The 24,483-nt window shown below is 63.9% G+C and carries 22 protein-coding genes and 1 pseudogene; 6 read left to right on the top strand and 17 right to left on the bottom strand.

Features of this window, described 5'->3' with window-relative positions:
• Position 1: 1 nt before the first annotated feature.
• The 8 genes and pseudogenes from L9B60_RS19855 to L9B60_RS19820 all read right to left on the bottom strand — a co-directional run bounded on the left by L9B60_RS19855 (position 2) and on the right by L9B60_RS19820 (position 8,725).
• Complete coding sequence (locus L9B60_RS19855) at positions 2-985, bottom strand: 2-dehydro-3-deoxygalactonokinase (protein WP_249672439.1); 984 nt, start codon at positions 983-985, stop codon at positions 2-4.
• Positions 986-1,253: 268 nt separating this feature from the next.
• A pseudogene (locus L9B60_RS19850) lies at positions 1,254-2,562 on the bottom strand (MFS transporter).
• A 70-nt stretch (positions 2,563-2,632) separates the two neighbouring features.
• Positions 2,633-3,583: a PDR/VanB family oxidoreductase gene (locus tag L9B60_RS19845; protein WP_249672438.1), complete on the bottom strand. Its 951-nt coding sequence runs from the start codon at positions 3,581-3,583 to the stop codon at positions 2,633-2,635.
• Positions 3,580-5,007 carry an amidohydrolase family protein gene (locus L9B60_RS19840; RefSeq protein ID WP_249672437.1) on the bottom strand — a complete coding sequence of 476 codons (1,428 nt, stop codon included), beginning with the start codon at positions 5,005-5,007 and terminating at the stop codon, positions 3,580-3,582. The genes L9B60_RS19845 and L9B60_RS19840 overlap by 4 nt, the downstream gene beginning before the upstream one ends.
• Positions 5,008-5,022: 15 nt before the next feature.
• Complete coding sequence (locus L9B60_RS19835) at positions 5,023-5,751, bottom strand: ABC transporter permease (protein ID WP_349631965.1); 729 nt, start codon at positions 5,749-5,751, stop codon at positions 5,023-5,025.
• A gap of 68 nt (positions 5,752-5,819) precedes the next feature.
• On the bottom strand, positions 5,820-6,638 hold the full coding sequence (locus tag L9B60_RS19830; RefSeq protein WP_249672435.1) for an ABC transporter ATP-binding protein: 819 nt from the start codon (positions 6,636-6,638) through the stop codon (positions 5,820-5,822).
• On the bottom strand, positions 6,635-7,669 hold the full coding sequence (locus L9B60_RS19825; protein WP_249672434.1) for an aromatic ring-hydroxylating dioxygenase subunit alpha: 1,035 nt from the start codon (positions 7,667-7,669) through the stop codon (positions 6,635-6,637). Before L9B60_RS19825 ends, L9B60_RS19830 begins: the two co-directional genes overlap by 4 nt.
• A 30-nt stretch (positions 7,670-7,699) precedes the next feature.
• Positions 7,700-8,725, bottom strand: a complete 1,026-nt coding sequence (locus L9B60_RS19820) for an ABC transporter substrate-binding protein (protein ID WP_249672433.1) — start codon at positions 8,723-8,725, stop codon at positions 7,700-7,702.
• A gap of 506 nt (positions 8,726-9,231) precedes the next feature.
• On the opposite strand from L9B60_RS19820, the gene L9B60_RS19815 reads away from it, so the two are divergent.
• Positions 9,232-9,771 carry a PaaI family thioesterase gene (locus tag L9B60_RS19815; RefSeq protein ID WP_249672432.1) on the top strand — a complete coding sequence of 180 codons (540 nt, stop codon included), beginning with the start codon at positions 9,232-9,234 and terminating at the stop codon, positions 9,769-9,771.
• A gap of 38 nt (positions 9,772-9,809) precedes the next feature.
• Here the strand turns inward: L9B60_RS19815 and L9B60_RS19810 are convergent, their stop codons facing one another.
• The 5 genes from L9B60_RS19810 to L9B60_RS19790 all read right to left on the bottom strand — a co-directional run bounded on the left by L9B60_RS19810 (position 9,810) and on the right by L9B60_RS19790 (position 16,276).
• A complete protein-coding gene (locus L9B60_RS19810; RefSeq protein ID WP_249672431.1) occupies positions 9,810-10,286 on the bottom strand; it encodes an ANTAR domain-containing protein in 477 nt (158 codons plus the stop codon).
• Between the two features lie 220 nt (positions 10,287-10,506).
• Positions 10,507-10,992, bottom strand: a complete 486-nt coding sequence (locus tag L9B60_RS19805; RefSeq protein WP_249672430.1) for a GNAT family N-acetyltransferase — start codon at positions 10,990-10,992, stop codon at positions 10,507-10,509.
• 89 nt (positions 10,993-11,081) lie between these two features.
• On the bottom strand, positions 11,082-12,419 hold the full coding sequence (locus L9B60_RS19800) for an ATP-binding protein (RefSeq protein WP_249672429.1): 1,338 nt from the start codon (positions 12,417-12,419) through the stop codon (positions 11,082-11,084).
• A complete protein-coding gene (locus L9B60_RS19795; protein WP_249672428.1) occupies positions 12,416-13,099 on the bottom strand; it encodes a response regulator in 684 nt (227 codons plus the stop codon). Before L9B60_RS19795 ends, L9B60_RS19800 begins: the two co-directional genes overlap by 4 nt.
• An 87-nt stretch (positions 13,100-13,186) precedes the next feature.
• A complete protein-coding gene (locus tag L9B60_RS19790) occupies positions 13,187-16,276 on the bottom strand; it encodes a dermonecrotic toxin domain-containing protein (protein ID WP_249672427.1) in 3,090 nt (1,029 codons plus the stop codon).
• A 147-nt stretch (positions 16,277-16,423) separates the two neighbouring features.
• Here L9B60_RS19790 and L9B60_RS19785 point away from each other — a divergent pair, with 147 nt between their 5' ends.
• Positions 16,424-17,239, top strand: coding sequence for a TlpA disulfide reductase family protein (locus tag L9B60_RS19785; protein ID WP_249672426.1), 816 nt, complete (start codon positions 16,424-16,426; stop codon positions 17,237-17,239).
• 12 nt (positions 17,240-17,251) lie between these two features.
• Here the strand turns inward: L9B60_RS19785 and L9B60_RS19780 are convergent, their stop codons facing one another.
• Positions 17,252-18,070: a substrate-binding periplasmic protein gene (locus tag L9B60_RS19780; RefSeq protein WP_249672425.1), complete on the bottom strand. Its 819-nt coding sequence runs from the start codon at positions 18,068-18,070 to the stop codon at positions 17,252-17,254.
• A gap of 76 nt (positions 18,071-18,146) precedes the next feature.
• A complete protein-coding gene (locus L9B60_RS19775) occupies positions 18,147-18,743 on the bottom strand; it encodes a TetR/AcrR family transcriptional regulator (RefSeq protein ID WP_249679799.1) in 597 nt (198 codons plus the stop codon).
• 225 nt (positions 18,744-18,968) lie between these two features.
• Here L9B60_RS19775 and L9B60_RS19770 point away from each other — a divergent pair, with 225 nt between their 5' ends.
• Complete coding sequence (locus L9B60_RS19770; RefSeq protein ID WP_249672424.1) at positions 18,969-19,511, top strand: 3'-5' exonuclease; 543 nt, start codon at positions 18,969-18,971, stop codon at positions 19,509-19,511.
• 83 nt (positions 19,512-19,594) lie between these two features.
• Complete coding sequence (ppnP, locus tag L9B60_RS19765) at positions 19,595-19,876, top strand: pyrimidine/purine nucleoside phosphorylase (protein ID WP_249672423.1); 282 nt, start codon at positions 19,595-19,597, stop codon at positions 19,874-19,876.
• 59 nt (positions 19,877-19,935) lie between these two features.
• Here ppnP and L9B60_RS19760 read toward each other — a convergent pair whose 3' ends face one another.
• Positions 19,936-21,693, bottom strand: coding sequence for an ABC transporter transmembrane domain-containing protein (locus L9B60_RS19760; protein WP_249672422.1), 1,758 nt, complete (start codon positions 21,691-21,693; stop codon positions 19,936-19,938).
• 259 nt (positions 21,694-21,952) lie between these two features.
• Between L9B60_RS19760 and L9B60_RS19755 the strand changes: the two genes are divergently transcribed.
• Together L9B60_RS19755 and L9B60_RS19750 are read left to right on the top strand one after the other, a co-directional pair.
• Positions 21,953-22,132, top strand: a complete 180-nt coding sequence (locus tag L9B60_RS19755; protein ID WP_249672421.1) for a PA1571 family protein — start codon at positions 21,953-21,955, stop codon at positions 22,130-22,132.
• A 113-nt stretch (positions 22,133-22,245) separates the two neighbouring features.
• Complete coding sequence (locus L9B60_RS19750) at positions 22,246-23,592, top strand: class II 3-deoxy-7-phosphoheptulonate synthase (RefSeq protein WP_249672420.1); 1,347 nt, start codon at positions 22,246-22,248, stop codon at positions 23,590-23,592.
• A 124-nt stretch (positions 23,593-23,716) separates the two neighbouring features.
• On the opposite strand, the gene L9B60_RS19745 is transcribed toward L9B60_RS19750, so the two are convergent.
• A complete protein-coding gene (locus L9B60_RS19745; protein WP_249672419.1) occupies positions 23,717-24,442 on the bottom strand; it encodes a PA1041 family peptidoglycan-binding anchor lipoprotein in 726 nt (241 codons plus the stop codon).
• Positions 24,443-24,483: the final 41 nt, after the last annotated feature.

Raw genomic sequence — 24,483 nt, 5'->3', positions numbered from 1 at the left:
GTCAAACCTCTTCTGGCAGTTGAGCAACGAGCCCGGCCGCCAGGGCCAGGCTCCATAATCCGCGTTCGGTGGCCTGGTCGGCCAACGACACCTGGGTAAAGCCACACGCCCCCAATGCACGGCTGTAGCGACCACACAGCTGGTCATTACCGATCAGGATGACCTGTGGCAAGGGCGCTTGGCTGGTGTGCGCCAACGCGCGCAATTCGTGGCCAATCATCAGGCCCGAGAGATAGTCCGGCTGTTCGGCGCCGCTGAGCTGGCCGGTCAGGCCCAGGGTGCGGGCACTGAACAGGGTCGACAGCAGGCCGATGTCGCCTTCGCTGGACAAGGCCACCTGCACGCCACGATCAAAGGCCCGCCCATCGAACGGCAAGCCGCGCTGTTGGGTGCGGCCCAGGATGGTGTGGGCACACAGGGCGGCGTACACCTCGCCGGTCATGAAGGTATCGAAGTGCTGGATGCAGCCGTCGACCACCCTCACCCATTTCGAATGGCTGCCGGGCAGGCCGATCAGCAAGGTGTCTGGGCGGGTATCCAGCGGCAGGTTCTGCATCAGGCCGAGCACTTGGGTTTCTTCGCCGCGCATCACGTTGGGCAGCCGCGAATGCTGGACCACCCCGGGCACCACGTGAATGACCGCGCCGCTGATGCTCTCGATGAGCTGCAGGCTCGCGCCCAAGTCCGACACCCGGGCAGGCGTCGGGCAATACGGCGCCTCGCGCCAGCCTTGGGCGCTGCCGACCATGCCGCAGGCAATCACCGGCAACCCGGGTTGCGCCCGCAGCCAATCGCCGCAAGCTTCATCGAATGCCAGCTCAAAGCCGTTGCTGCACGTTTGCCCGGCCAGGGTGCGCGGTTCGGTAGGCAGTTGCATGATGCCCAGGCTCAGCGAGCGCTGGTCCAGGACCCGGCCAGCGTGGCCGAGTAGATAAGCTCGAAGGGAAGTGGTCCCCCAATCGAGCGCGATAAGTTGCGCCTGCATCGCTTCACCTGAATTGTTTTTTGAGAGTGAGGGCGTAGAGCTGATGGGGAAACTATAAACCTGAGCGCAGTAAAATCTCAATATATAATTATCAGTTTCATATAGTGGGATTTATCCCTGGGTTCAAGCGGATTTATCCGCCAAGCAGCCGCCGCCGCTTGCCTGGCACACCGCAGTGTCCTTTTCGCGGATGAAACCGTTCCTACACGGGTTTATGGCCGCCATAAAAAAACCGGCGCTGGGCCGGTTCTTTTGCCAAGCGACAGGCTTAGCCCACTGTCACGCCATCCCCCACCAACACTTTGCGCGCATTGAATACCAGCGCAGTCACCAGCCCCACGGTACCCATGATTGCGCAGAAGCCCACGCACACCCACGGGCTCCACGGCATCAGGGCGATCAACGCCAATGGGGTGACGCTGGCCCACAGGGCATAGGCGATGTTGTAGGTGAACGAAATGCCCGACACGCGAATCCGCGCCGGGAACAGACCGACCATCACCGACGGCACCACCCCCACCACGCCGCAGCTCAAGCCGGCCAAGGCATAACCGATGCCCGGCACGCCCCAGCCGCCAATCAGGCTGGCGTACAGCGCGCCGATCCCCAGCGGTAGCAACAGGCTGTAGAACATCAGCGCGCGCCAGGCACCGATGCGGTCCACCAGCAAGCCGGCCAGCACGCAGCCGATGTTCAGGAAGACGATGCCCAGGCTGCTCAGGGCGAAGGTGTGGCTGGCGCTCATGCCAAAGCGTTGCTGCATCACCGTCGGGGTAATGACCACCAGCACCACCACCGCCGAAGTCAGCACGCAGGTCAATATGGCCGCGGGCAGCAGGGCCGCACGGTGGTCACGCAACACCGCCTTGAGCGGCATTTCCACCACCGCCTCGCGGCGTTCGCGCAGCGCTAAAAACACCGGGGTTTCGCTGAGCCAGCGGCGCAGCCACACGCCGATCACGCCGAACACGCCACCGAGCCAGAAACGGCAGGCGCCAGGCGTAGTCGAGAATTTCCTGGGGGGTAAACAGTTGGGCCAGGGCCGTGGCGGTCAGTGCGCCAATCAGATAGCCGAAGGTGAGCCCCGCCTGCAGAAAGCCCAAGGCGTAGCCGCGCCGCCGCACCGGCGCATGCTCGGCCACGAACACCCAGGCGCTGGGTACTTCGCCGCCCACGGCGGCGCCTTGCAGGATGCGCAGCGCCAGCAGGATCAACGGGGCGAAATAACCGATGTCGGCGTAGGTGGGCATCACCCCGATCAGCAGGCACGGCAGGGCCATCATCAGGATGCTCAGGCTGAACACCTTCTTGCGCCCCAGGTGGTCGGCAAAATGCGCCATCAGAATGCCGCCCAACGGCCGCGCCAGGTAGCCGGTGACGAAAATCCCGAAGCTTTGCAGCAGGCGCAGCCATTCGGGCATCTGCGGCGGGAAGAACAGCTGGCTTAGAGTGAGGGCGAAAAATACGAAAATGATGAAATCGTAGATTTCCAGCGCACCGCCCAAGGCCGCGAGGCCCAGGGTCTTGTGGTCAGCCCGGGACAGCAGCAACGGGCGTGCAGGGGGCTTGGCAGTCATAAAGGTATCCGCTCGGTCAGCCGGCGGCGCCTATCCTGGCGCCTGCCAAAGACGCCAAGGATAGCAAAGCTCAGAGGTCCAGGGTCAATGTGCCGCGACGGCAGGCAGACACACAGGGCATGATCCATTGCCCACTGCCCTGTTCGGCTTCGCTCAGGTACTGATCGCGGTGCTCGATGTCACCGCCCAGCACCGGGGTCATGCAAGCGCCGCACATGCCCATGCCGCACGAGGTGGCGATGCTCACCCCCACCCGTTCGGCCGCCGCGACCAGGCTTTCCCCGGCGCGCAACTCGACCGTCTTGCCACTGCGCGCCAGCACCAGTTGCTGCCCTGCCGGCAACGGATCACTGGCAGCTTTGGGTGCCTGAAAATGCTCCTGATGCAAGGCCTCGGCCGGCCAACCCCGCTCGCCCGCCAGGCCCAGCACCGCCGCCATGAACCCTTCGGGGCCGCACGTGTAGAGCTGGGCGTCGGTTTGCCAAGCCGGCAGCTCGCCGCGCAAGCGGTCGATCACGGCCGATGAAGGCAAACCGCTTATCAGGCTGACCGCCGCATCATTGCGCCACTGTTCGACAAACGCCCACTGCGCCGCCTCACGGACGAAGTACCACAGGCGCACCGGGCGCGATTGCCGCTGACACTCGCGGTACATCGCCAACAACGGCGTGATGCCGATGCCCGCTGCCACCAGCACCACTTCACCCGTCCCGGCCTTGAGGGGGAACACATTGCGTGGCGTGCCCACCTTGAGCCGATCGCCTAGCCGCACTTGGCGGTGCAGCCAACGCGAACCGCCACGCGAATCCGCCGCGTGCTTGACCGCCAGGCGCACGCAGCCCTCCTCCGGCCGATTGATCAGCGAGTACTGGCGCACTTGGCCGCCTTCGACCTGTACGTCGACATGGGCCCCGGCCTGCCAGGTAAACGGCAGCGTGCCCGCCAAAGGAGCCAGTTCAATGCCCAGGATACCGTCGGCCTCTTCACGCAAGCCGCGCACTTTCAATTCTACCCAGCTCATCGGCGTACTCCCGCGCGCTGCTGCAGGGCGATCACTGCAGCACTGGCCTGGCGGCCCAGTTCGCCCATGTCCAGGCCCGGCACTCGGTCGTCCTCGACCACGGCACGGCCTGCGACCAACAGCGCTTTCAAGCTGGCCCGGCCACCGCAGGCAATCGGCCCGATGGCCATGTCGTGCAGGCCAAAGTAACGCGGGTCATCCAGCCGGTAGATCGCGATATCGGCCAGTTGCCCCACTGCCAGTGTGCCCAACGCTTCGAAACCCAGCACTTGGGCACCCCCAGCGGTGCCCCAACGCAGCACGTCCTCGATGGTTGCGGCATCTGCGCCGCCTTCGAACTGGCCACCGGCATAGCGCGGCTCGGCCAACTGGCCCTTGCGCGCCCGCTGCAACAGCCAGGCGGCGTGGGCTTCGGATTGCATGTCGGCCGCCTCGTTGGACGCTGCGCCATCGACACCGATCGATACCGGCACCCCGGCGGCTTCCAGGGCACACAGGTCGGCGATGCCGCTGCCCAGCCGGCCATTGCTTTGCGGGCAATGGGCGATGCCGGTGCGGGTGTCGCCCAATTGGCGGACTTCTTCGGGCAGCAGCTTGACCAGGTGGGCGAACCACACGTCCGGCCCCAGCCAGTCATGCTCGGCGCAAAACTGCACCGGCGTCATGCCGAACTTGGCCCGAGCGGCGTCCAGGTAGTCGACGGTTTCCGACAAGTGGCTGTGCAGGCGAATGCCCAATTGGCGCGCCACCCGGGCAGTCTCGCGCAGTTCGGCCGGGCTGGTTGAATGCAGTGCCGTGGTCGGCGCCATCACGATCCGGCGCATCGCATCGGCGGCCGGGTCGTGGTAGCGGGCCACCAGACGTTCGACATCGGCCAGGTAGTCATCCAGCTTTTCCGGGCGCAGGGCCTGGGGCAATTCGGCTTCCAATTGACGGGTCTGGGTGGCGCCACCGCGGCACAGCACAAAACGCATCCCCAAACTTTCAGCTTCCTCGAACAGGATCTGCGCGCTGTCGAACGGCATGCCGGGGTAATACAGATAGTGGTGGTCGGCCACCGTGGCACAGCCCGAACGCAGCAACTCGACCAACCCAATACGGGCAGCCAGGCGAAAACTCTGTTCGTCGAAGGCACCGCGAAAGCGATAAGGCGTGGCCGCCAACCAGGCCGTGAGGTTTTGGTTCAGGCCTTGCGGTTCACCCTTGAGCAGGGATTGAAACAGGTGGTGGTGGGTGTTCACCCAGGCTGGGTATATCACGCAATCGCGGGCATCGATCTGCGCCTCGCCAACTAATGGCTGAAGGTGGCCGATGGCGGCGATTCGCCCACCTTGCACGCGGATGTCCGGGCCTGGGTGCCGGGCGGCGGCGCCCCGTCGCCCGGTGAGGATGGCGCTGGCATTGCGGATCAGCAGGTTGTTCATCACGGTCTCCATGGGTCAGCCCCGCTCGCTGTCGTGCCAGTGGCTGAGGCTGACCCGCGCCAGGGCGGCCATCAGGCTGAACAGCAACACCCCAGTCAAGGCGATCAGCACCAAGGCTGCGAACAGCAAGGGGATATTCAATTGAAAACCGGCCTGCAGGATCTGATAGGCCAGCCCCGCGCCGGTACCGCCGGTGCCGGCGACGAACTCGGCCACCACCGCGCCGATCAGCGCCAGCCCACTGGCAATGCGCAGGCCGCCAAAAAAGTACGGCAAGGCACTGGGAATGCGCAGGCGCAGCAGGGTTTGCCAGCGCGTGGCGCGGTTGAGCTGGAACAGGTTGAGCAGGCCCGGGTTGACGCTGCGCAGGCCCAGCACGGTGTTGGAGATAATCGGAAAGATCGCCACCAGGGTCGCGCAAATCACCAACGCCAAGGTGGTGTTGCTGCACCAGATAATGATCAGCGGCGCGATGGCCACCACCGGCGTCACCTGCAACAGTATCGCGTAGGGGAACAGGCTGGCCTCCAGCAACCGGCTCTGCACGAACACAAAGGCGGCGATCACTCCCAGCACCACCGCCAGGGCGAAGGACAGGAAGGTGATTTTCAAGGTCATCCACAGCGCGCCCAACAGCATCGGCCCATCACTGACCAGCGTCTTGCCAATGGCCAGTGGGCTGGGTACCAGGTACACCGGGACCTTGCCCAGCACGCAGATCAGTTGCCATAAAGTCAGCAGCACGGCGCCGACTATAAGCGGGGCCACGATGCGCTGCACGGCTGGGCGCTGCAACCAAGGTTTCACGTGGGTCATAGGGCCACTCCCGAATAATCGCCATTGGCCTCGGCCAGCAGGCTGGAAAGATGCGCGCATTGCTGGATGAAACCGGCCGAGGTACGAAACGCTTCGTCACGTACCGCCGGCCCATCGATGGCCACGTCAGCTAACACCCTGCCCGGCCGCGCGCCCATCACCACCACCCGCGACGACAGGTACACCGCCTCGTAGATACTGTGGGTGACGAACACCACGGTCAGGTCGCGTTGCGCCCACAACTGGCGCAGGTCACTGTCCAGGCGGTTGCGGGTGAACTCGTCGAGGGCGCCGAACGGCTCGTCCATCAGCAGCAGATTGGGTTGCATGGCCAGGGCGCGGGCGATGGAGGCGCGCATCTGCATGCCACCCGACAACTCGCGCGGGTAAGCCTGGGCAAACGCCCCCAGGCCAACCAACTCCAACGCCGCCTGCACGGCCGGCACGCTGCTTGCCTTGGGCACGCCGGCCAGATCCAGCGGCAGGCGCACGTTATCCGCTACCTTGGCCCACGGCATCAGGGTGGCTTCCTGAAACACCATGGCCAACTTGCGGCCCACTTCCGCCTGCTCGATCTGGCCCTTGCCCCACCAGCGCAAATGGCCGGCCGAGGGTTGCTCCAGCCCGGCGAACATCTTCAGCAAAGTACTTTTGCCGCAGCCTGAGGGGCCGAGCAGCGAGACGAACTCACCCCGCGCCACGCTCAGTTTCATCCGTTGCAAGGCCTGGGTGCCGTTGCCGTAGGTCTTTTCCACCTGGTTGGCCAACAGCACCGGCGCCTCGATCAGTTGGCGACTGTCGATGGCGGCGTTCATAGCGGCATGTCCGCAGGGCGGAACATCTCTTCCTCGCCGTGGGCCTGCAGCAGGTCGAAGAGCATCTTGCGCATGATCAGCCCCGGCTTGTCCGACTCCATGTGAAACTCCACGCGCCGGCGCGTATCGACACAGGCGTCGTAGTCGGTGGCCTCCAGGATCTCCTGGTCTTCACGGGTGATGGGCGCGTCCCAGGCGATCAGTTCCTCGCTGCTGCACGCCGCTTCATCGTCGTTGCGATACAACCATTGCACCAGTTGGATACGTTTGTCATCGATGGGCGTGGCGCAGTTGTAGATGATGTGGTGCACGCCGCTGTCCGGGTAGGTGCAACCAAAGCGCCGCACGAACGGCAGGTGCCAACGGTTGAACAGGTGGCGAGTAGTGGTCGGGGTGTCGGTACCGGTCACGCGGTGGCCGGCCGCCGGGTTGTTGATCGGCACGATGGTTTCGGCTTCAAAGCCCCACTCGGTTTGCTGCAGGTGGTACTTGGACGGTTGCGGCTGGCTGAGCATGCCGAAGTTGGCCTTGTGCACGAACGAAAAGTGCGAGTTGTCGAACGAGTTCTCCATGAAGCGCAGCGGGCTGGTCTTCCATTCTTCGTAAAACTGGAAGATGCGCCGGTAGGCCGGGGCACCGTCCTCTTCAAAGGTGGGGATCGGCTGCAGCGGGTCGCCCAGGCATACCCACACGTAGCCGTATTTTTCCTGGCAGTGGTACGCCGTGGTGCGCGCGGCGCTGGGGATGGGCGCGCCTTCGGCCTGCTGCGGGATGCACACACAAGCGCCGCTCTGGTCATAGCGCCAGCCGTGGTAGCCGCACACGATGGTGCCGTTTTCCACCCAGCCCTTGGACAGTTGCGCGGTGCGGTGGCAGCAGCGATCGGCCAGGGCCACCGGGCCCTCCTTGCCATTGAACAGTACCAGGCGCTCGCCCAGCAGCATGAACGGTTGCGGCCCCGCCTCCAGGGTGGCAACAGGCATCAGGGCGTACCAGAAACGGCGCAATACAGGTTGTTGGGTGACCAGCATAAGATTTCTCCTCGGTTCTTTTTATCAGGCTTACTGCGCGGTGCTGGCAGTGGCGGGCTGCGCCGCCGGCTGAACGAATTGGGTGCTGTAGGCCTTGCGCCAATCGGCGTCGGCACTCAGCAAGCCTGCCTGTACCATGAAGTCACGGGTGGCCTGCCAGCGCGCATCGGTCATCACGCCCACGCCCTGGGTTGCTGCATCGCCGCCGTCCACCAGGTGGTATTCCTTGAGCTTGGCCACGCCCCAGTCCAGTAGGTCGTCGCTCATGGCCGGGTTGTCCTGCTTGATCAGCGCGTTGCCGGGCGCCGGGTTGGCCAGGTAGTCGCGCCAGCCCTGCATCGTGGCGTCGACGAAGCGCTTGAGCACCTCCGGGCGCTGTTCGATCACGTCCTGGCGGGTGACCAGGGTGCTGCCATAGGGCGGGTAGCCGGCGTCGGCGAACAGAAAGAAGTGCGGCTTATCGCCAGCCTTGAGCGCCTGGAACAATTCGGAACTGGCGTAGGCCTGCTGGGTGGCGTCGGGGTTACTGAGGAACGGTTGCAGGTTGAAGGTGTAGGGCCGCGCCTGGGCATCGGTCAGGCCATAACGTTTTTTCAGCCAGGGCCACCAGGTGCTTTGCCCGGAGGTGGACACCAGCACGGTCTTGCCCTTGAGCCCGTCCAGGCTGGTGACATCGCCATGGGTCAGCAAGCCTTGCGGCTCACCTTGGAACGGCGCGGCGATGGCCACCACCGGCAGGTCCTGCTCGCGGCTCTTGAGCACCTGCAGGTCATAGCTGACGATTACGTCGGCCTGCTTGTTGAGCAGCAATTGCATGCCATTGACTTGCGGGCCACCCATCTTGATGGTCACGTCCAGGCCTTGCTTGGCATACAGGCCCTCGGCAACGGCCTGGTAGAAGCCACCGTGTTCGGCCTGGGCGTACCAGGAGGTCAACAACACCACCTTGTCGGCGGCCTGGGCCAGGGGGGCTGCGAGTAGCGCCAGGGCCAACAGGCTCATGCCAGGCAGGCGGCGCAGGGAAGCGGTCAAACTCGAGGCATCAGCTGTTTGCATGGGGGTATCTCCCAAAGGAACGCACAGAGAAAGCCGTGGCAGACGAAGGTCGGCCAACGAGCGGAACCGCGATGCGGGGCGTGAAAACCTGAGGGGCACAGCGAGAGACGACCGCACAAATAGGCGGGCGTGGGCACGGCAGATGGGGAAACGAGTCGCCAGCAGCATGACTATTCTCTCTCGCACATGACCCTAGGTCAGGTTCAAGCACCCGCATCACGGGTGTGCGGCGAATGCCGCAAGAGCAATGTCCCACGCAGGCCAGGGTGGCCGGCGCTAACCGCTTCTACTCAACCAGGCTGTAGCAGAAGCTGTGCCAATGCGTTACTGAATGCCGGAAAGCCTTGTTCTAGAGCGGCCCGGCTTATTTTAACCGCGCCCTGCCACTGATAGGGGCGCGCCTGAAAATGGTGCACCAGGGCCCGCCGGATACTCGGAAAGGTGCAGGGTTGATTTATATTTCAAGCGTAATACTATTGAACAAACCTCATGCGAGTACAGCCACTATGCAGACGCCGTCCAAACAACAGACCCTGGCCACCTGGCTCGCACAGGAGCAGGCCGTACGGGCTCGCCTCGGCGAACCGGGCACCCTGACCATGGCCCAGGCCAGCGCCATGTCGCCCCATGAGTTCTTCAGCGGGATCGGCGCAGGCGAATTGCCCTGCCCGCCCATTGGCGCGCTGATGGACTTCGTACCCATCGAATGGGACGACGGCCTGTTCATCTTCCAGGGCACCCCGGACACCCGCCACTACAACCCACTGGGCAGCGTGCACGGTGGCTATGCCGCCACCCTGCTGGACTCCTGCATGGGCTGCGCGATCCACACCCGCCTCGCGGCTGGCCAGGGGTACACCACGTTGGATTTGCGGGTCAGTTACGTGCGGGCGCTGACAGCCAGCACTGGGCCGATCCGGGCCGAAGGTAAAATCGTGCACCTGGGGCGTTCAACGGCATTGGCAGAGGGGCGGATCTACGATGCCGAGGGGCGGTTGTACGCCACGGGAAGCACCACCTGCATGATCCTGGGCAAACGCGAGTGAAGCGGGGGCCTGCAGGGCCCCGCAACTGAAACCAACCTTCAGGAATGGCGAACGAACGCCGGCTCGCGATGGTGGCTCATGCGCCGCTTGGCGTGGCTGCGCACGATGCCATGTTGCGGCTCGTTCAACGCGGCGGGTACATCAACGATGTCCATCAGGGTTTTCAGGGCGTCGGTGTCGGGCAGGCGCGGCAGGCACACGCTTACGGCCTGGCGTTGGTTGGGAGCGATGGCGGGCACTTCGACGTGCTGGTTTTCGTACAGCATGGCGTGATGGATTTGCGGGCTGCTTTTGCAAAAGCGCGGCAGGTCTACCCCCACTCGGGCCGCGAGCTCGGTATTGGCTATGAGCAGGTCGAAGGGTTCGATGGCGCACTGGATCAGCGCCAGCAGTTCGTCGAAAGACTGCACCGGCGCCACGCGGTAGTAGCCCATCTGGTTGAGCATCTTCTCGACTTGCATCAACTGCACGTGATGCTCATCGGCGATGAGGATACGCAGTGCTTTGTTTGGCATCATCGGTGACCAAGGCATAGAGCACGGAAGCCATCCCTGACCCTTGCAGCGCCAACCATGAGCGCAACCCTTTCCAGGCTGTCTTGATAGTTGACGGGGTTGGCCTACAAATCAAGCAAGCGCCCCCAAACTTTAAACTTTACCGACAGTCGGCGTGAAGATCCGTCGAGCATACGCCCACCCACGCCTCGCGTGGCAGCCGGACATCGCAATGAGCTGCCTATGCGACACGCGCCAACGATTTGGCCATGGGCCAGAAAAACAAGCCGAACACACTGACCGCCGGCCCCGTTTCGCGGTAACCCAGGCGACGGTAAAACGCCCGCGCCGAGGGTGAACTGTAGAGGCCGGCGCACAACCGACCTGCCTGGGCCAGGCGCTGCTCAAGCGATGCCATCAGGGCCTGGCCCACGCCTCGTCGAAAGCACTCCGGCTGCACGTAGCACAGGTACACCTGGCCTGTGGCCCTGGCCAATGCCACGCCCACCGGCTTACCCGCCAGCAGGCCCAGGTGCAGGTAGAGATTGGTGTCATCGAGCCAGGTGCACACATGCTCCAGTGACTTGTTGCGCGACCAGGCGGCGATCACCCGCGCATCGTTACGGTGGTCCGCGGCGCAGCCGGCCTGGATGGAACGGTTGAGGATGCGGGTGATCACTGCCGCATCACGCACTGACGCCGGGCACACGGTTACCGGGATATCCATATCGCTTCACCTCGATCCTTGGGGTGGAAATGCCGCACGGGCAGCCCCCACCTTAGCCCCGTCACCGATGCAAATCGACCGCCGCACCGTTACCTCTGATGTGCGCCCTGGGGGCGCAGCGGCATCAGCAAGGCGACCCGCAAACCGTCCGTACGGCTGTCGAAGGCCAGGTCGCAGCGAAAGCGCTGAACGATGGCCTGCACGATCGCCAGCCCCAGCCCGCAACCGGCGCTCTGGCCGTTGCGCCAGAAGCGCTGGGTCAAGTGTTCAAGGTCTGCGCCGGCAATGCCCGGGCCGTGGTCGCGCACGCAAAAATGCGCCTGGCCGGCCTGGGTGTGCACGGTCAGCTCCACTGGCGTTGCCGGTGGCCCATGGCGCAGGGCGTTGTCGAGCAGGTTGCGCAAGGCGGCCACGGCCAGCGCCGACGGCATCTCAAGGCTGGCGTCGCACGGCGCGGGCGGCACGCTCAGCACGATCCGGTCGCGGTCGCCGTGGCTGGCGTCCTGGATGGCCAGCCTGGCGACCTGTTCCGGCGTGCAACTGACGCCATCGTCAAACGACAGGCTGCCCTCGACCCGCGCCAGCAGCAACAGTTGTTCCAGCGTGCGGTGCAGGCGGTCGGCGCCCTCCTCGGCATGGGCCAGGGCCTGCTCGCGTGGCGCCCCCTCGGTCATGCGCGCCACCTGCAGGTGGGTCTTGATCGCCGTCAACGGGCTGCGCAGTTCATGGGCCGCATCCCCGGTCAACCGGCGCTCGCGCTCCAGGGTCTGGCCGATACGCTGCAGCAACTGGTTCTGGGTTTCCAACAACGGTTGCAGTTCGGCAGGCAGCGAGGGCACGTGCAGGGGCTCCAGCGAATCGGCGTGGCGCTGGGTCAGGGCATCGCGCATGCGGTTGAGCGGCACCAGGCCTTGGCCCACGCCCCACCACAGCACCCCCAGGCTGCCCAACAGCGCCACCAGCACCGGTACCGAGGCGGCCAGCAACACCGAGTAATTCAAGGCTTCGCGCTCTTCATGGCGGTCGGCGGTGGTGATGCGCACGTCCCCACGCTCCAGGGTAAAGCTGCGCCAGCGCGCGCCATCGATCAGTTGTTCGTGAAAACCGCTTTGCTGGTCCTCAAGCGGGTTGTCTACCGTGGCGTGGCTGCGGGCCAATATCTCGCCGCGCAACGAGCTGACCTGGCAGGCCATGCCGTCGGGGATGGTCAATTGATCGGCGCTGAAACGGGTGCCCTCGCCCTGGCTGGCCAAGGGTGGCATCTGGTCGATCAGGCCTGCGACCATGCGTGCCGAGGCCACCAGCCGCTGGTCCAGGGAGAACATCATCTGTTGGCGCAGGTCGCGGAACATCCAGGCCGCCGCCAAGGCCCAGATCACCACGAAGGCGGTCCCCAGGATCAGGCTCAGGCGCAGGCGCAGGCTCATCCCTGCACCTTTTCCGGCAACTGCGCCGGGCCCAGCCGATAGCCCAGGCCGCGCACGGTTTCGACAATGCCATTGCCCAACTTGCGCCGCAAATGATGGATGTGCACGTTCAACGCGTTGCTTTCCACTTCGTCGGTAAAGCCATACACGCTGTCTTTGAGTTGCTCGCTGGACAACACCCGGCCACGGTTGTGCAGCAAGGCCTGCAGCAGCGCCTGCTCGCGCCGCGACAGATCGACAGGCTGGTCGCCCAGCCAGGTTTCCCGGCTGCTGGGGTCATAGCGCAGCGGCCCATGATCGATCAGGTTGACCGCCCGCCCCGCCACCCGCCGCAGCAGGGTGTGCAGGCGTGCGTTGAGCTCGCGCAGGTCGAACGGCTTGAGCAGGTAATCGTCGGCGCCGGCCTGCAAGCCAGCGACCCGGTCGGTCACCGTGTCGCGCGCGGTCAGCACCAGCACCGGCAAGGCCTCGCCCTGCTGGCGCAAGCGTTGCAACAGCTTGAGCCCGTCCTCGTCAGGCAGCCCCAGGTCCAGCACCATCACCTCGAAGTGCGCGGCGCGCAGCATGGCCTCGGCCGCCGAGGCACTGGCGACCCGGTCGACGGTCAAACCCTGGGCGTTGAGGCCAGCGACAATGCCGCTGGCGATCAGGTCATCGTCCTCGCAGAGCAGTACGTGCATGATGAACTCGAAGTGGTAAAACATCAGTATGGCAAGCGCCGATTAACCGTGGATTATGCCGCCAATCGACGTGCCTGGCCCGCCCTTCTATCGCATGTTCAACCAGCTGGCCGTGGCCCCGATGCGAATCAGCCCTGCCAGGGGGCAGTACGCCAGGCCCCAGCGGCTGACCTGCTGTTTCATTTCTTCAAGTTGCCCGGGGCGCAGATAAATCTCACCCTTGGCCAGGCGGTTGATCGCGCGAAATTGACGAAAGCTCGGTGACTGCCAGTCGATCACGTCGTTGAACATCCCGGGGCCGGTAGTCTCGCTGATGCGCCGGGCGTAGGCATCCAGTTGCGCATCGCTGTTGAAAAACTCGTACGGGCGGCTGGCATAGAGATCCGGGTTGGCATTGTAGCGGCTCAAGCTTTCGGCCGAGATGGCCTTGAGCAAGGGGTTGCCTGGCAGCGAACCGAACTGGCTGGTATTGAAATCCAGGAACATGCCCAGGCGCCGATGGGAAACCAGCCCGTTAAGCAGCAATTGGCCCGGTGCGACCTCGAACGCCTCGTCGGCAAACCCCGTTTCATCGGCCCCCGGCGGCACGATGGCATCGTCCACATCCAGGTAGAACCCGCCTTCACTGTCGATCAGGGGAAAGCGCAGCACGTCCACCGCACTGGCGTTATTGGCCCCGGCCCCATTGCGGGCCGCCAGGTACTGGGCGTGCTGGGGGGTGCGGGCAAACGCGCGGTAAAAATCGGTGTGTTCCAGCGTGACCACTTCCAGGCTGTCGACCTTGCCCGCCGTCAGCCCCAGTAGGGTTCGGTCGAGGTCCACCGGGTCTTTGATCGACAGGTACAGGCGCGTCTTGAACGGCTGCGCGCCCTGTGCGGCCAGGCGCGCATTGGCGAGTACCCGGCTGATGAAGCGGCTGCGCAGCGCCCCGCCGACCCAGACGTGGTGAATGACCCGTGGGATGGGCAAGGCCCCCTCGGTCGGCAAGGCCTGGATCTGCAGCGGGAAGCGCACCTTGATGCCCATCTGCCACAGTGCTTCGCTCATCTGCACCGTCGTACGCGACCCTTCAGGCTGCGCCACCAAAAGGAACTGCTGGCTGAACGTATCGAACCGGTAGGCCTTGCCGGCCAGCGTGCGCCAGGTGTCAGACCAGGGGTCGTAGCTCACGGCCTGGGGATAGCCGTGCACTTGAATGCTGTACTGCGAGCTCCCACTGCCACCACGGCGCACCTTGACGCCTTGCAGCACGGAAGTTGTGGTCGTGGTTTTCCACGGTTTTACTGCGCCCGCCAAAGGTTCGACCGCGTCCTGGGGCACCCGCCGGATGCGCGAGCCTTGCAGCCCAGCATGCTCAAGGTGCACCTCGTCATAGCGCCAGCCGTCATTGGCAAAGTCTTCAAGGCCCCGCCCGGCCAGCAGGCGTTGGCTCACGAAGTTTTCCGGGTACTCCTCGCGGCCCAAGGTAAAAGCGGTGTTGAACTGCAGGTTTTCGCGCAGCGATACCGCCGCCAGCCCGTCGCTATCGATGGCATAGAGCGCAAACGGCCCGTCAAAGGCAGCCTTGGCATATTCCATGGCGCCTTCCGGGGAGCCAAACGTGCGCAGCACCGGGCCCTCGAGCATTTTGCGCGCACAGTCAAACCGGCGGGTTGCGGCAAAGCCTTGGCGCAGCGGCACGTCGGGGTCGGCCCCGCGCGTCAAGGCCATGACCCGGTACAAGGTGCCCAGGTTGGTCCGCTCGATCAGGCCCAGGCCGTTGAGCACCCCGCCACTGCTGGCCAGTTGCGCCTCCAGCGCCGGTTCCAGCAACGGCACCCGCGCATCCGCCTCGGCGGCCAAGGGCTCGCGGGGCGACACGCCGGCCAGTTCGAACTCGTCGACGGCCGCCGCACCGGTGAAAATGAACGGTACCGTCAGGGCCACTTGTATGGCGCTGAACACCGCGGTGAGGATGGCCTGGTGGCGCTCCTGCGGGTCATGGGTGCTGGTGGCCACCTGAATGCCGAGCAACATTCGCGTCAACCCTGCCCCCACCATACTCAGGGCAATCGGCCAGGCCAGCGGCGCCAATGCCCCGGCAACGCTCAGAAAAGCTGCCAGGTCATTGATCCAGATGCGTCTGCGCAGGTCATGATTACTCGTTAATAGCAGGCTGGCCTGCTCGCTCATCTCACGGCGCGCGCGATCGCGCAGGTGCATGAATGGGTCACCGCTGATGGCCGTGTCCTGCTGGTTGAGCACGCTCATTTCGCGGCGGCCAGGATCGTCCCGCACCCGGTCCAGTACCTGCTGCAGCGCAGCGTCCCGAGCCCCGCCCAAGCGGCCGTCGGCACTGAAGTGGGCCAGCAGCGCCTGCCGTGGGCCGGCGGTTTTGGCGCAGGCCTGAAGCCAGTGGTACAGCTCCAGTTTATCGTCGAAACCACGCAAGGCGCGCGCTTGCCCTGGCAGGTAAAGCACCTGGCGGCCCTGCTCGTCCACCACCCGCAGAATGTCCCTGGCCACGTGCCCGGCCAGGTCAAAACTGCGCACGCTCACCCCAGCGGCCGGCGTGAATGGCTGGCTCAGTGTGTCCAGGCTGATGCCCGCCTCCAGGCTGCCGGCCATGCCGCGGCGCAGCAACTGCAATTGCGCCGGCGTCAGTTCGGCGCTTTTGACGGCCTCGGCCACACTGGCGACGAACGCGACCTTGGCCAGCACCACGAACTGGCTGCTCTGTTCACGCCAGAAGCGCTCGACACTCTGGGTATAGGTGGTGGCAAAGTCGGCCGCCCAGAACGCTTGGGCAACGTCCTGCACCAGCAGACGCACCTCATTGCGCTCATCGAACACCGTGTGCTCGGGCCCCTGCGTGTAAAAGCCGCTCAAGGTATCGAGGTAATCCAGGCTGTCCTGATCAGAGGCTGGGAACCTGCGCATCACTAACTGCACCAAGCTCATCGACTCGACCGGATGGCCGTTATGCTCCCACCCACTGAAGGTGCGAGGGCTGCCATGGGCGCTGTCGAACCGGTGCCAATAGATGCCTCGCGGATCAATGGCCGACCCGGTCAGTTGGGTCACGATGCGCCTGGCCAGGGCCAGGGCCTGGGCGTAAATATCCGGATAAGCCGCCGCCCACTGGCGGGCCATGCTGTTGAGCCGGGAATGGTCATCGAGTATCAACGTGGTGCCCATGTGAACGCTCCTCACAAAGCACCAGCTTGCCGGGCGCCGCAAGCACCTGGGCGGTATCCGGTTATCGTGGCGATGATTAATCGCCGCTTAACGTCAGCATTGCACACTGCCCTCCTGCTTCTCTCTTTCAGCACAAAGGACTCGCCCATGCTAAGCCTCAACCTTGGCCCGCTGGCCATGGGCATAGCGCACCTGATCTTGCTAGCGGCTTTGGCCAGCAGCCTGCTTATCGGCCTGTGGACCGCCCGCCGTACCCGCGGCCAAAGCCCTGAATCGATGCTGTTCAACGCCTTCATCGGTGGCTTGCTGGTGGCGCGGCTGGCGTTCGTGCTGCGCTACGCCGACCAGTACCGCAGCGACCTGTGGCGGGTCATCGACATCCGCGACGGTGGCTTCGCGCTCTGGCCCGGGCTTGCGGCCAGCCTGCTGGTCGTTGCCATCACCGCCTTGCGCCGGCCGGCCATGCGGCGCCCCCTGCTGGCCGGCGCCTGTGCCGGGCTGCTGGTATGGGCGGCGGGCCAGGCCTGGGTCGGGCACCAACAAGCCACGACCGAACTGCCGCACCTGGTGCTGCGCACCGCCAAGGGAGCACCGGTGCAGTTAAGTGATTACCAGGGCCAACCCCTGGTCATCAACCTCTGGGCCACCTGGTGCCCGCCCTGTCGGCGCGAGATGCCGGTATTGGAACAAGCGCGGTTGGCCCGCACGGACGTGCGGTTCCTGTTCGTCAACCAGGGGGAAAGCGCCGCCGTGGTGGTGAACTTCCTCGACGCCGCCGGCCTTTCGGCAAGCCCGGTAGTGTTCGACCCCGAGAGCGAACTGGCACGCCAATTGGGCGCTGCCGCCTTGCCGACCACGCTGTTTTTCGGTGCCGATGGCCAACTGCTCGGCAGCCACCTGGGCGAATTGTCCAGGGCCAGCCTGACCGATGCGCTCAAGGTATTCGATGCGCCGCCCCCTTGATGCGCACGCCGTCTACCGGCCCGCATGCACCACCACGGTCTCCACCGGCAATGGCCGCACCGCGATACGATAAGGCTCGAACACCTTGAGCATGTCGCCGTTGTCGCGCAACTGCTGCAAGTATTGATTGAACTGTGCACCCGTGATCGGCGCTTGCGGGCGAATCAGCGCGTAGTGGTGGTACACCTGGTCGACCCGGTCGGACACCAGTAGCTTGTCGATCACATCCGGGTTGCGGCTGAGGTAGTCGTACAAGTAGGAGCGCGTCACCAGCGCGATGTCCGCCCGGTCGCGCAGCACCATCATCAGGTTGCTGTCGTGGGAATAGGTCAGGCTGGCGTTGTAATGTTCGGCCAGGAACTGCGGGTCGGCATTAAAGTCGGCGAAGGCGTAGTGGTAACCACTGAACAAGGCCAGGCGCTTGCCGGACAAGTCGGCAAAGTAGTCCTGCTCGCGCGAGTCAAGGCGCCGGGCCACGAACACTTCGGCATCCTCAAGGCCCATGTCGACGCTCACGTGGGGGATTTTTGCCCAACCCCACTCCGGGTTCTCGAAAATCGCCATGTCGACCCGACCATCATCGAAGTCACGAAAGCGCCGCGGGATGGAGGTGGGCACCAACACAAAGGTGTAGTCAGCCTGGACCTTGTTCAAATCTTCGACCAATTGCGGCAACAAGCCGGTATCTGCCCCTGATTCGGGCCGTACCGTGTAGGGCGGAAAATGCGCCGCACCGATCTTGATCACCGTGGCAGCCCAGCCTGGCAGGGTCAACAGCAGTGCGCTGGCAGCGATTATGACGCGCAGGGCCCTGAGCATTGGCGTACACATCAAGGTGTCCTACCTCTGGAATGATGGTTTTTTGATATCACCCGAAATTATGGGTTTTCCGGAAGTTTTTACAACGTCAATCCTGCTTTAGCAGCAACTTCAATGCCTGATCTGCCAACTGGTCGAGGTTAAGCGCCCCGTCCGCACGATACCAGGTGGTTGTCCAGGACAACGCGCCCGTCAGCAGGCGCCGGACAATCGCCACGTCCCCGGCGATGTAGCCCGCGTCGTGGGCCTGGGCCAGCTGCTGCAACCAGATCTGCTCATACACGTCGCGCAACAACAATACCCGGGCTTGACCTTCCGGCGACAGCGATCGCCACTCGAACACCAGCACCGCCATCGCTTCGCCGCGCCCGCCGATGATTGACTGCAGCTCGCAGCGTATCAACGCCAGCAACTGACCGCGCAGGTCGTGCACTTGCGCCAGGGCCGCCCGTAGCAGCGCCGTGTTGTAAATGATGGTTTCCTCCATCACCGAACACAGGATCTCATCCTTGCTTTTGAAGTGATGGAAGATACTGCCCGACTGAATGCCCACGGCACCTGCCAGGTCACGCACCGTGGTGCGCTCGAAGCCCTTGTGGCGAAACAGGTGCGCAGCGGTCTGCAGCAGTTTCCCGCGCGCGCTCTGCGGATCGGTCAAGTGCCCTGCGGCGATCAGCGCCTGCATCACCTCTGGCTTCACGTGTTCCTGCACACCTTGCTCCTGCGGCTGACCGCGACATGGGCCGATCCTTTAGACCGGCCTACGTGGGCAATTTAGGCGCATTCGGGCAAACCAAGCAAGCGCTTGGCCGCCAGCGTGAAATTCAGTGCAACTACGGGGATATCGGAACTATTCAAGGTTCGCTACGCTCTAGCCAGAATGGACACCCATGCCTGACTGGAGCCTGCTATGCCGCACTGGCTGGTGATTGACCTGGAAGCCACCACCGATGAAGGCGGCTGGCCGGTCGCCGAAATGGAAATTATCGAGATCGGCGCCAGCCTGGTGACCCGGGACGGCCGCGAGGTGGACCACTTCCAACGGTTCGTGCGGCCGGTGCGGCGGCCCTGCCTGACGCCATTTTGCCGCGAGCTGACGCATATCACCCAGGCCAATATCGACGCGGCACTGAACCTGAGCGAGGTCTGGCCAGCCTTCGAGCGCTGGTTGGGCCACCATCGCGCCAATTTGCAAGGGTGGGTGAGCTGGGGCGACTACGACCGCCAGCAACTGCTATTGGCCTGGCAGCAACACAGCCTGCAGAGCCTGCTGGCCGACGTGCCGCACACCAACCTCAAGCAGCGCTTTGCCAAGGCACGCAAGCTGTCCCGGCCCCTGGGCCTCAAAGGCGCGCTGGAGCTGGCGGGCCTGCAGTTCAAGGGCCAGCAGCACCGCGCGCTGGAAGATGCACGCAACACCGCGCGCCTGTTGCCGCTGACATTGCCAGGCTAACCAGGCAGTACAAAAGCAAGTGACGGCCTCGATAGGCAAGGGCATACTGGCCGCCCTTTTTTGACCTTTTCGAGGAATCGCCCATGTTTAAAGTCAACGAATATTTCGACGGCACCGTCAAGTCGATTGCCTTCGAAGGCACTGAAGGCCCTGCCACCGTCGGCGTCATGGCCCCGGGCGAATACGAATTCGGTACCGCGCAGCGTGAAATCATGCACGTGGTGTCAGGCGCACTGGTCGTCAAGCTGCCCGACAGCACCGACTGGGAAACCTTTGCCACTGGCAGCCAGTTCAATGTGCCTGCCAACAGCAAGTTCCAGCTGAAGGTCAGCGTCGAAACGGCCTACCTCTGCGAATACCGCTGAGGAGCAGCTCCATGCTGCAAGCTGAACGCTGCTCGACTTGTAGCTTGTAGCTTGCAGCTCTAACCGAACTGCAACGCCGCCAGCCGGGCATACAAGGCATTGCCGGCAACCAGTTGCCGGTGAGTGCCCACCGCGATCACCCTCCCCGCTTCGATCACCGCAATCCGATCAGCGTTCTGCACCGTGGCCAACCTGTGGGCGATGACCAAGGTGGTGCGCCCGGCCATCAGGGTCGGCAACGCCTGCTGAATCAGGTACTCGCTTTGCGCGTCCAGGGCGCTGGTGGCCTCGTCCAGCAAGAGCACCGGGGCGTCCACCAACAAGGCCCGGGCAATCGCCAGGCGCTGGCGCTGGCCGCCGCTCAAGCCCATCCCCGACTCGCCCAGCAATGTCTGGTAGCCCTGCGGCAACTGCAGGATGAACTCGTGCGCATGGGCGATGCGGGCCGCTTGCTCTACTTGTTGCAAGGTGGCCGAAGCCTTGCCGTAGCGGATGTTGTCTTCCACGGTGCCGACAAACAGCGCCGGGGTTTGCGACACCAGGGCGAAATGCCGGCGCAGGTCGCTGGGGTCCAGGGCCTTGAGGTCGATGCCGTCGAGGGTCAGCCGGCCCTGTTGCGGGTCATAAAAGCGCAGCAACAAGTCGAAGACCGTCGACTTGCCCGCCCCCGATGGCCCGACCAGCGCCAGGGTTTCCCCGGCCTGGATGCTCAAGCTCATGCCATTGATGGCCGGTTGCTCAAGCCGCGAGGGGTAGGCGAAGGTCACGGCTTCCAGCGCCAGGCGGCCCTCGGCGCGCGGCGGCAAACGCTGCAGGCCGTCGCTGGGCGCCTTGATTTCATTGCGCGCCTGCAACAACTCGCCAATACGCTCGGCGGCGCCGGCAGCCCGTTGCAGCTCACCAATCACTTCGCTCAAGGTGCCAAAGGCGCTGCCCACGATCAGGCTGTAAAACACGAAAGCCGCCAGTTCCCCGGCCGAGATCTTGCCGGCGATTACGTCCATCCCGCCTACCCACAACATCACGCCCACCGCCCCCAGCACCAAAATGATCACCAAGGTGATCAGCCAGGAGCGCTGCAGGATCCGCTTGCGCGCGGTGTCGAAGGCGCTTTCCACCGTCAGTCCGAAACGCCGCTGGTCCTCGACCTGGTGGTTGTAGGCCTGCACGGTCTTGATCTGGCCCAGGGTTTCGGACACATAACTCCCCACATCGGCGATACGGTCCTGGCTCAAGCGCGACAGGCCGCGCACCCGCCGGCCAAAAATCAGGATCGGTGCCAGCACCAGCGGCAAGGCGATCACCACGATGCTGGTGAGCTTGGGGTTGGTCACGAACAACAGCACCACGCCACCGATCACCATCAGCGCATTGCGCAAAAACAAGGACAGGGAGGAGCCGATCACCGACTGCAGCAACGTGGTGTCGGTGGTCAGCCGCGACTGGATTTCGGAACTGCGGGTGTTTTCGTAGAAGCCTGGGTGCAGGTAGATCAGGTGGTCAAACACCTGCTTGCGAATGTCGGCCACGCAGCGCTCGCCGATCCACGACACCAGGTAGAAGCGCGTGAAAGTACCCGCTGCCAGCGCCAGCACCAACAATAGAAATATGCCGATGGACTGGTTGAGCAGGTGTGGCGACTGGGTCATGAACCCTTGGTCGACCAGCATCTTGATGCCCTGGCCCATGGACAGGGTAATACCCGCTGTGATGACCAGCGCCAACAGCGCACCCATGGCCTGCCAGCGGTAAGGCTTTACGAAACGACTGGCCAGGCGCAATGCCCGGCGAAAACGTGAAGGGAGAATCGAGATCATGGGCCTGCCAGCGCACGGGAAAAGAGTCTGCCCAGCGTACACCCTGTCGCCCACTTTCTCCCTCAGGAACTCCAGGGCGCGGGCAAAGTCAGCTGAATATGACTGACGGCAGCAGGCGCTAGAGGGTTTTGTTCTAATGAACCACTGGCATTTGCCGTGGGTCTCTGGTGGACTGGAGTAGCTGCGTAACCGCGCAAGGACGGGTCACAGCGCGGTCACGTGGGTGTTTTGGTCATTACAACCTGATGAGGAGAGGACCATGGGCTTACAGAACAGCACCGAGCAAACCGTGGCGGTCAAACGTATCCACCCGCACGAAGCGGTGGGCGGCTCGATCATCGACGCCCAGGGGCAGGAAGTCCCGATCACTGAAGACATGATTCAGGATGCCTGTCAGGAACTGGAGAAACGCCTTGTCAAACCCTCCAAGAACGATTGATACCAGCGCCTTTTTTGGCCCGGCCTCAGTGCCGGGTTTTTATTGCCCAGGCGTTGGCCGCAGGCCCAGTGCTAACATGACGGTCCGCTTCCCAGAACAAGACCGAGCCTGACATGACCACTCCCTGGAGCCCTGACAGCTGGCGCGCCCTGCCGATCCAGCAGCAACCGCAGTACCCCGACGCCGCGCGCCTGGCCCACGTCGAACAGACATTGGCCAGCTACCCGCCGCTGGTATTTGCCGGCGAAGCTCGCGAACTGCGCCGCCAGTTTGCCGAAGTGACTCAGGGCCGGGCATTCCTGCTGCAGGGCGGCGACTGCGCCGAGAGCTTCGCCGAGTTTTCTGCTGCCAAGATCCGCGATACGTTCAAGGTGCTGCTGCAAATGGCCATTGTCATGACCTTCGCCGCCGGCTGCCCGGTGGTCAAGGTCGGGCGCATGGCCGGGCAATTCGCCAAGCCGCGCTCGGCCAATGACGAAACCATTGATGGCGTGACCCTGCCCGCTTACCGCGGCGACATCGTCAACGGCATAGGCTTCGATGAAAAAAGCCGTATCCCCGACCCCGAGCGCCTGCTGCAGTCCTATCACCAGGCCACCGCCACCCTGAACCTGCTGCGCGCCTTCGCCCAGGGCGGCTTCGCCGACCTGCATCAGGTGCACAAGTGGAACCTGGACTTCATCGCCAACTCGGCCCTGGCCGACAAGTACCATCAGTTGGCCAACCGCATCGACGAAACCCTGGCCTTCATGCGCGCCTGCGGCATGGACAGCTCGCCCCACGTGCGCGAAACCAGCTTCTTCACCGCCCATGAAGCCCTGCTGCTCAATTACGAAGAAGCCTTCGTGCGCCGCGACAGCCTGACCAACGACTACTACGACTGCTCGGCGCACATGCTCTGGATCGGTGACCGTACCCGCCAACTGGACGGCGCCCACGTCGAGTTCCTGCGCGGGGTCAACAACCCGATCGGGGTCAAGGTCGGCCCCAGCATGAACCCCGAAGACCTGATCCGCCTGATCGACACCCTGAACCCGGACAACGACCCTGGCCGCCTGAACCTGATCGCGCGCATGGGCGCGGGTAAGGTGGGCGACCATCTGCCGGCGCTGATCCGCGCGGTACAACGCGAAGGCCGCCAGGTGCTATGGAGTTGCGACCCCATGCACGGCAACACCATCAAGGCCAGCAGCGGCTACAAGACCCGCGACTTCGCGCAAATCCTCAGTGAGGTCAAACAGTTCTTCCAGGTACACCAGGCCGAAGGCACCTATGCCGGTGGCATCCACATCGAAATGACCGGGCAGAACGTCACCGAATGCATCGGTGGCGCCCGCCCGATCACCGAAGACGGCTTGTCGGACCGCTACCACACCCATTGCGACCCACGGATGAACGCCGACCAGTCGCTGGAGCTGGCGTTCATGATTGCCGAGACGTTGAAGCAGGTTCGCCGCTAACCCTTACCGTCTCCAGGAGCGACGGTCCGGCGCCCCGATTTATCCGCGAAAAGAGCGCCTCGGTGTATCAGGTAAACCGCGGTGGGCTTATCGCGGATCAATCCGCTCCTACACAGGGACGCAATCACCGGTTGATGTGCAACTCCACCCGGCGATTCTTCGCACGGCCTTCGTCGGTGGAATTATCGGCGATGGGCTCGCTTTCGCCGCGCCCTTCGCTGCTCAGCTTGCTGGGCGCCAGGCCCTGGCTCAGCAGGTACTGGGCCACGCTGTTGGCGCGCCGTTCAGAGAGCTTCTGGTTGTATTGATCGCTGCCCACGCTGTCGGTATGGCCCACCACCTTGATGCTGACCACGTCGGCGCTCTTGAACTTGTCCATCAACCCCGACAGCGCGCTGCGGGCATCATTGGTCAGGTCCGAGGAATTGAACGCAAACAGCACGTTGCCCGCATCGCTGAGGGTAATCACCTCTTCGGCCGGCGCAGGTTCGGGTGCTTTCACGCTTGCGGGGTATTGCGGCAATGGGCAGCCGTTGTGGCTGACGGGTGTATTGGGAGGTGTTCCTGGGCAACGATCGCGACGGTCGAATACCCCATCACCGTCTTCATCCCCATCGTGGGCATAACAGATCAAGCCGCCGGTAATGGCTCCGAGCACACCCAGGCCACCGGCCCAGCTCGAATTTTCCAACGCCCCCAATCCGCCCCCAACCACACCGCCAATCACGCTGCAAATCGGCCAGTTCCCCTGGTTGAGCGGCGCTGTCCCATCACTGTGGGTGGCGCAACCGGCAAGAAGAACACTACTGACCACAAGAACGGGCAAAGCCGCCCGCGAGAGGACTCTCATAATTATATGCTCCTGTGTCACCGGCCCATACCGGTCACACA

The organism is Pseudomonas abieticivorans, assembly GCF_023509015.1.
Lineage (GTDB): Bacteria > Pseudomonadota > Gammaproteobacteria > Pseudomonadales > Pseudomonadaceae > Aquipseudomonas > Aquipseudomonas abieticivorans.
Note: the sequence above shows the minus strand (reverse complement) of the source record. Positions and strands in the feature narration are given on the sequence as shown.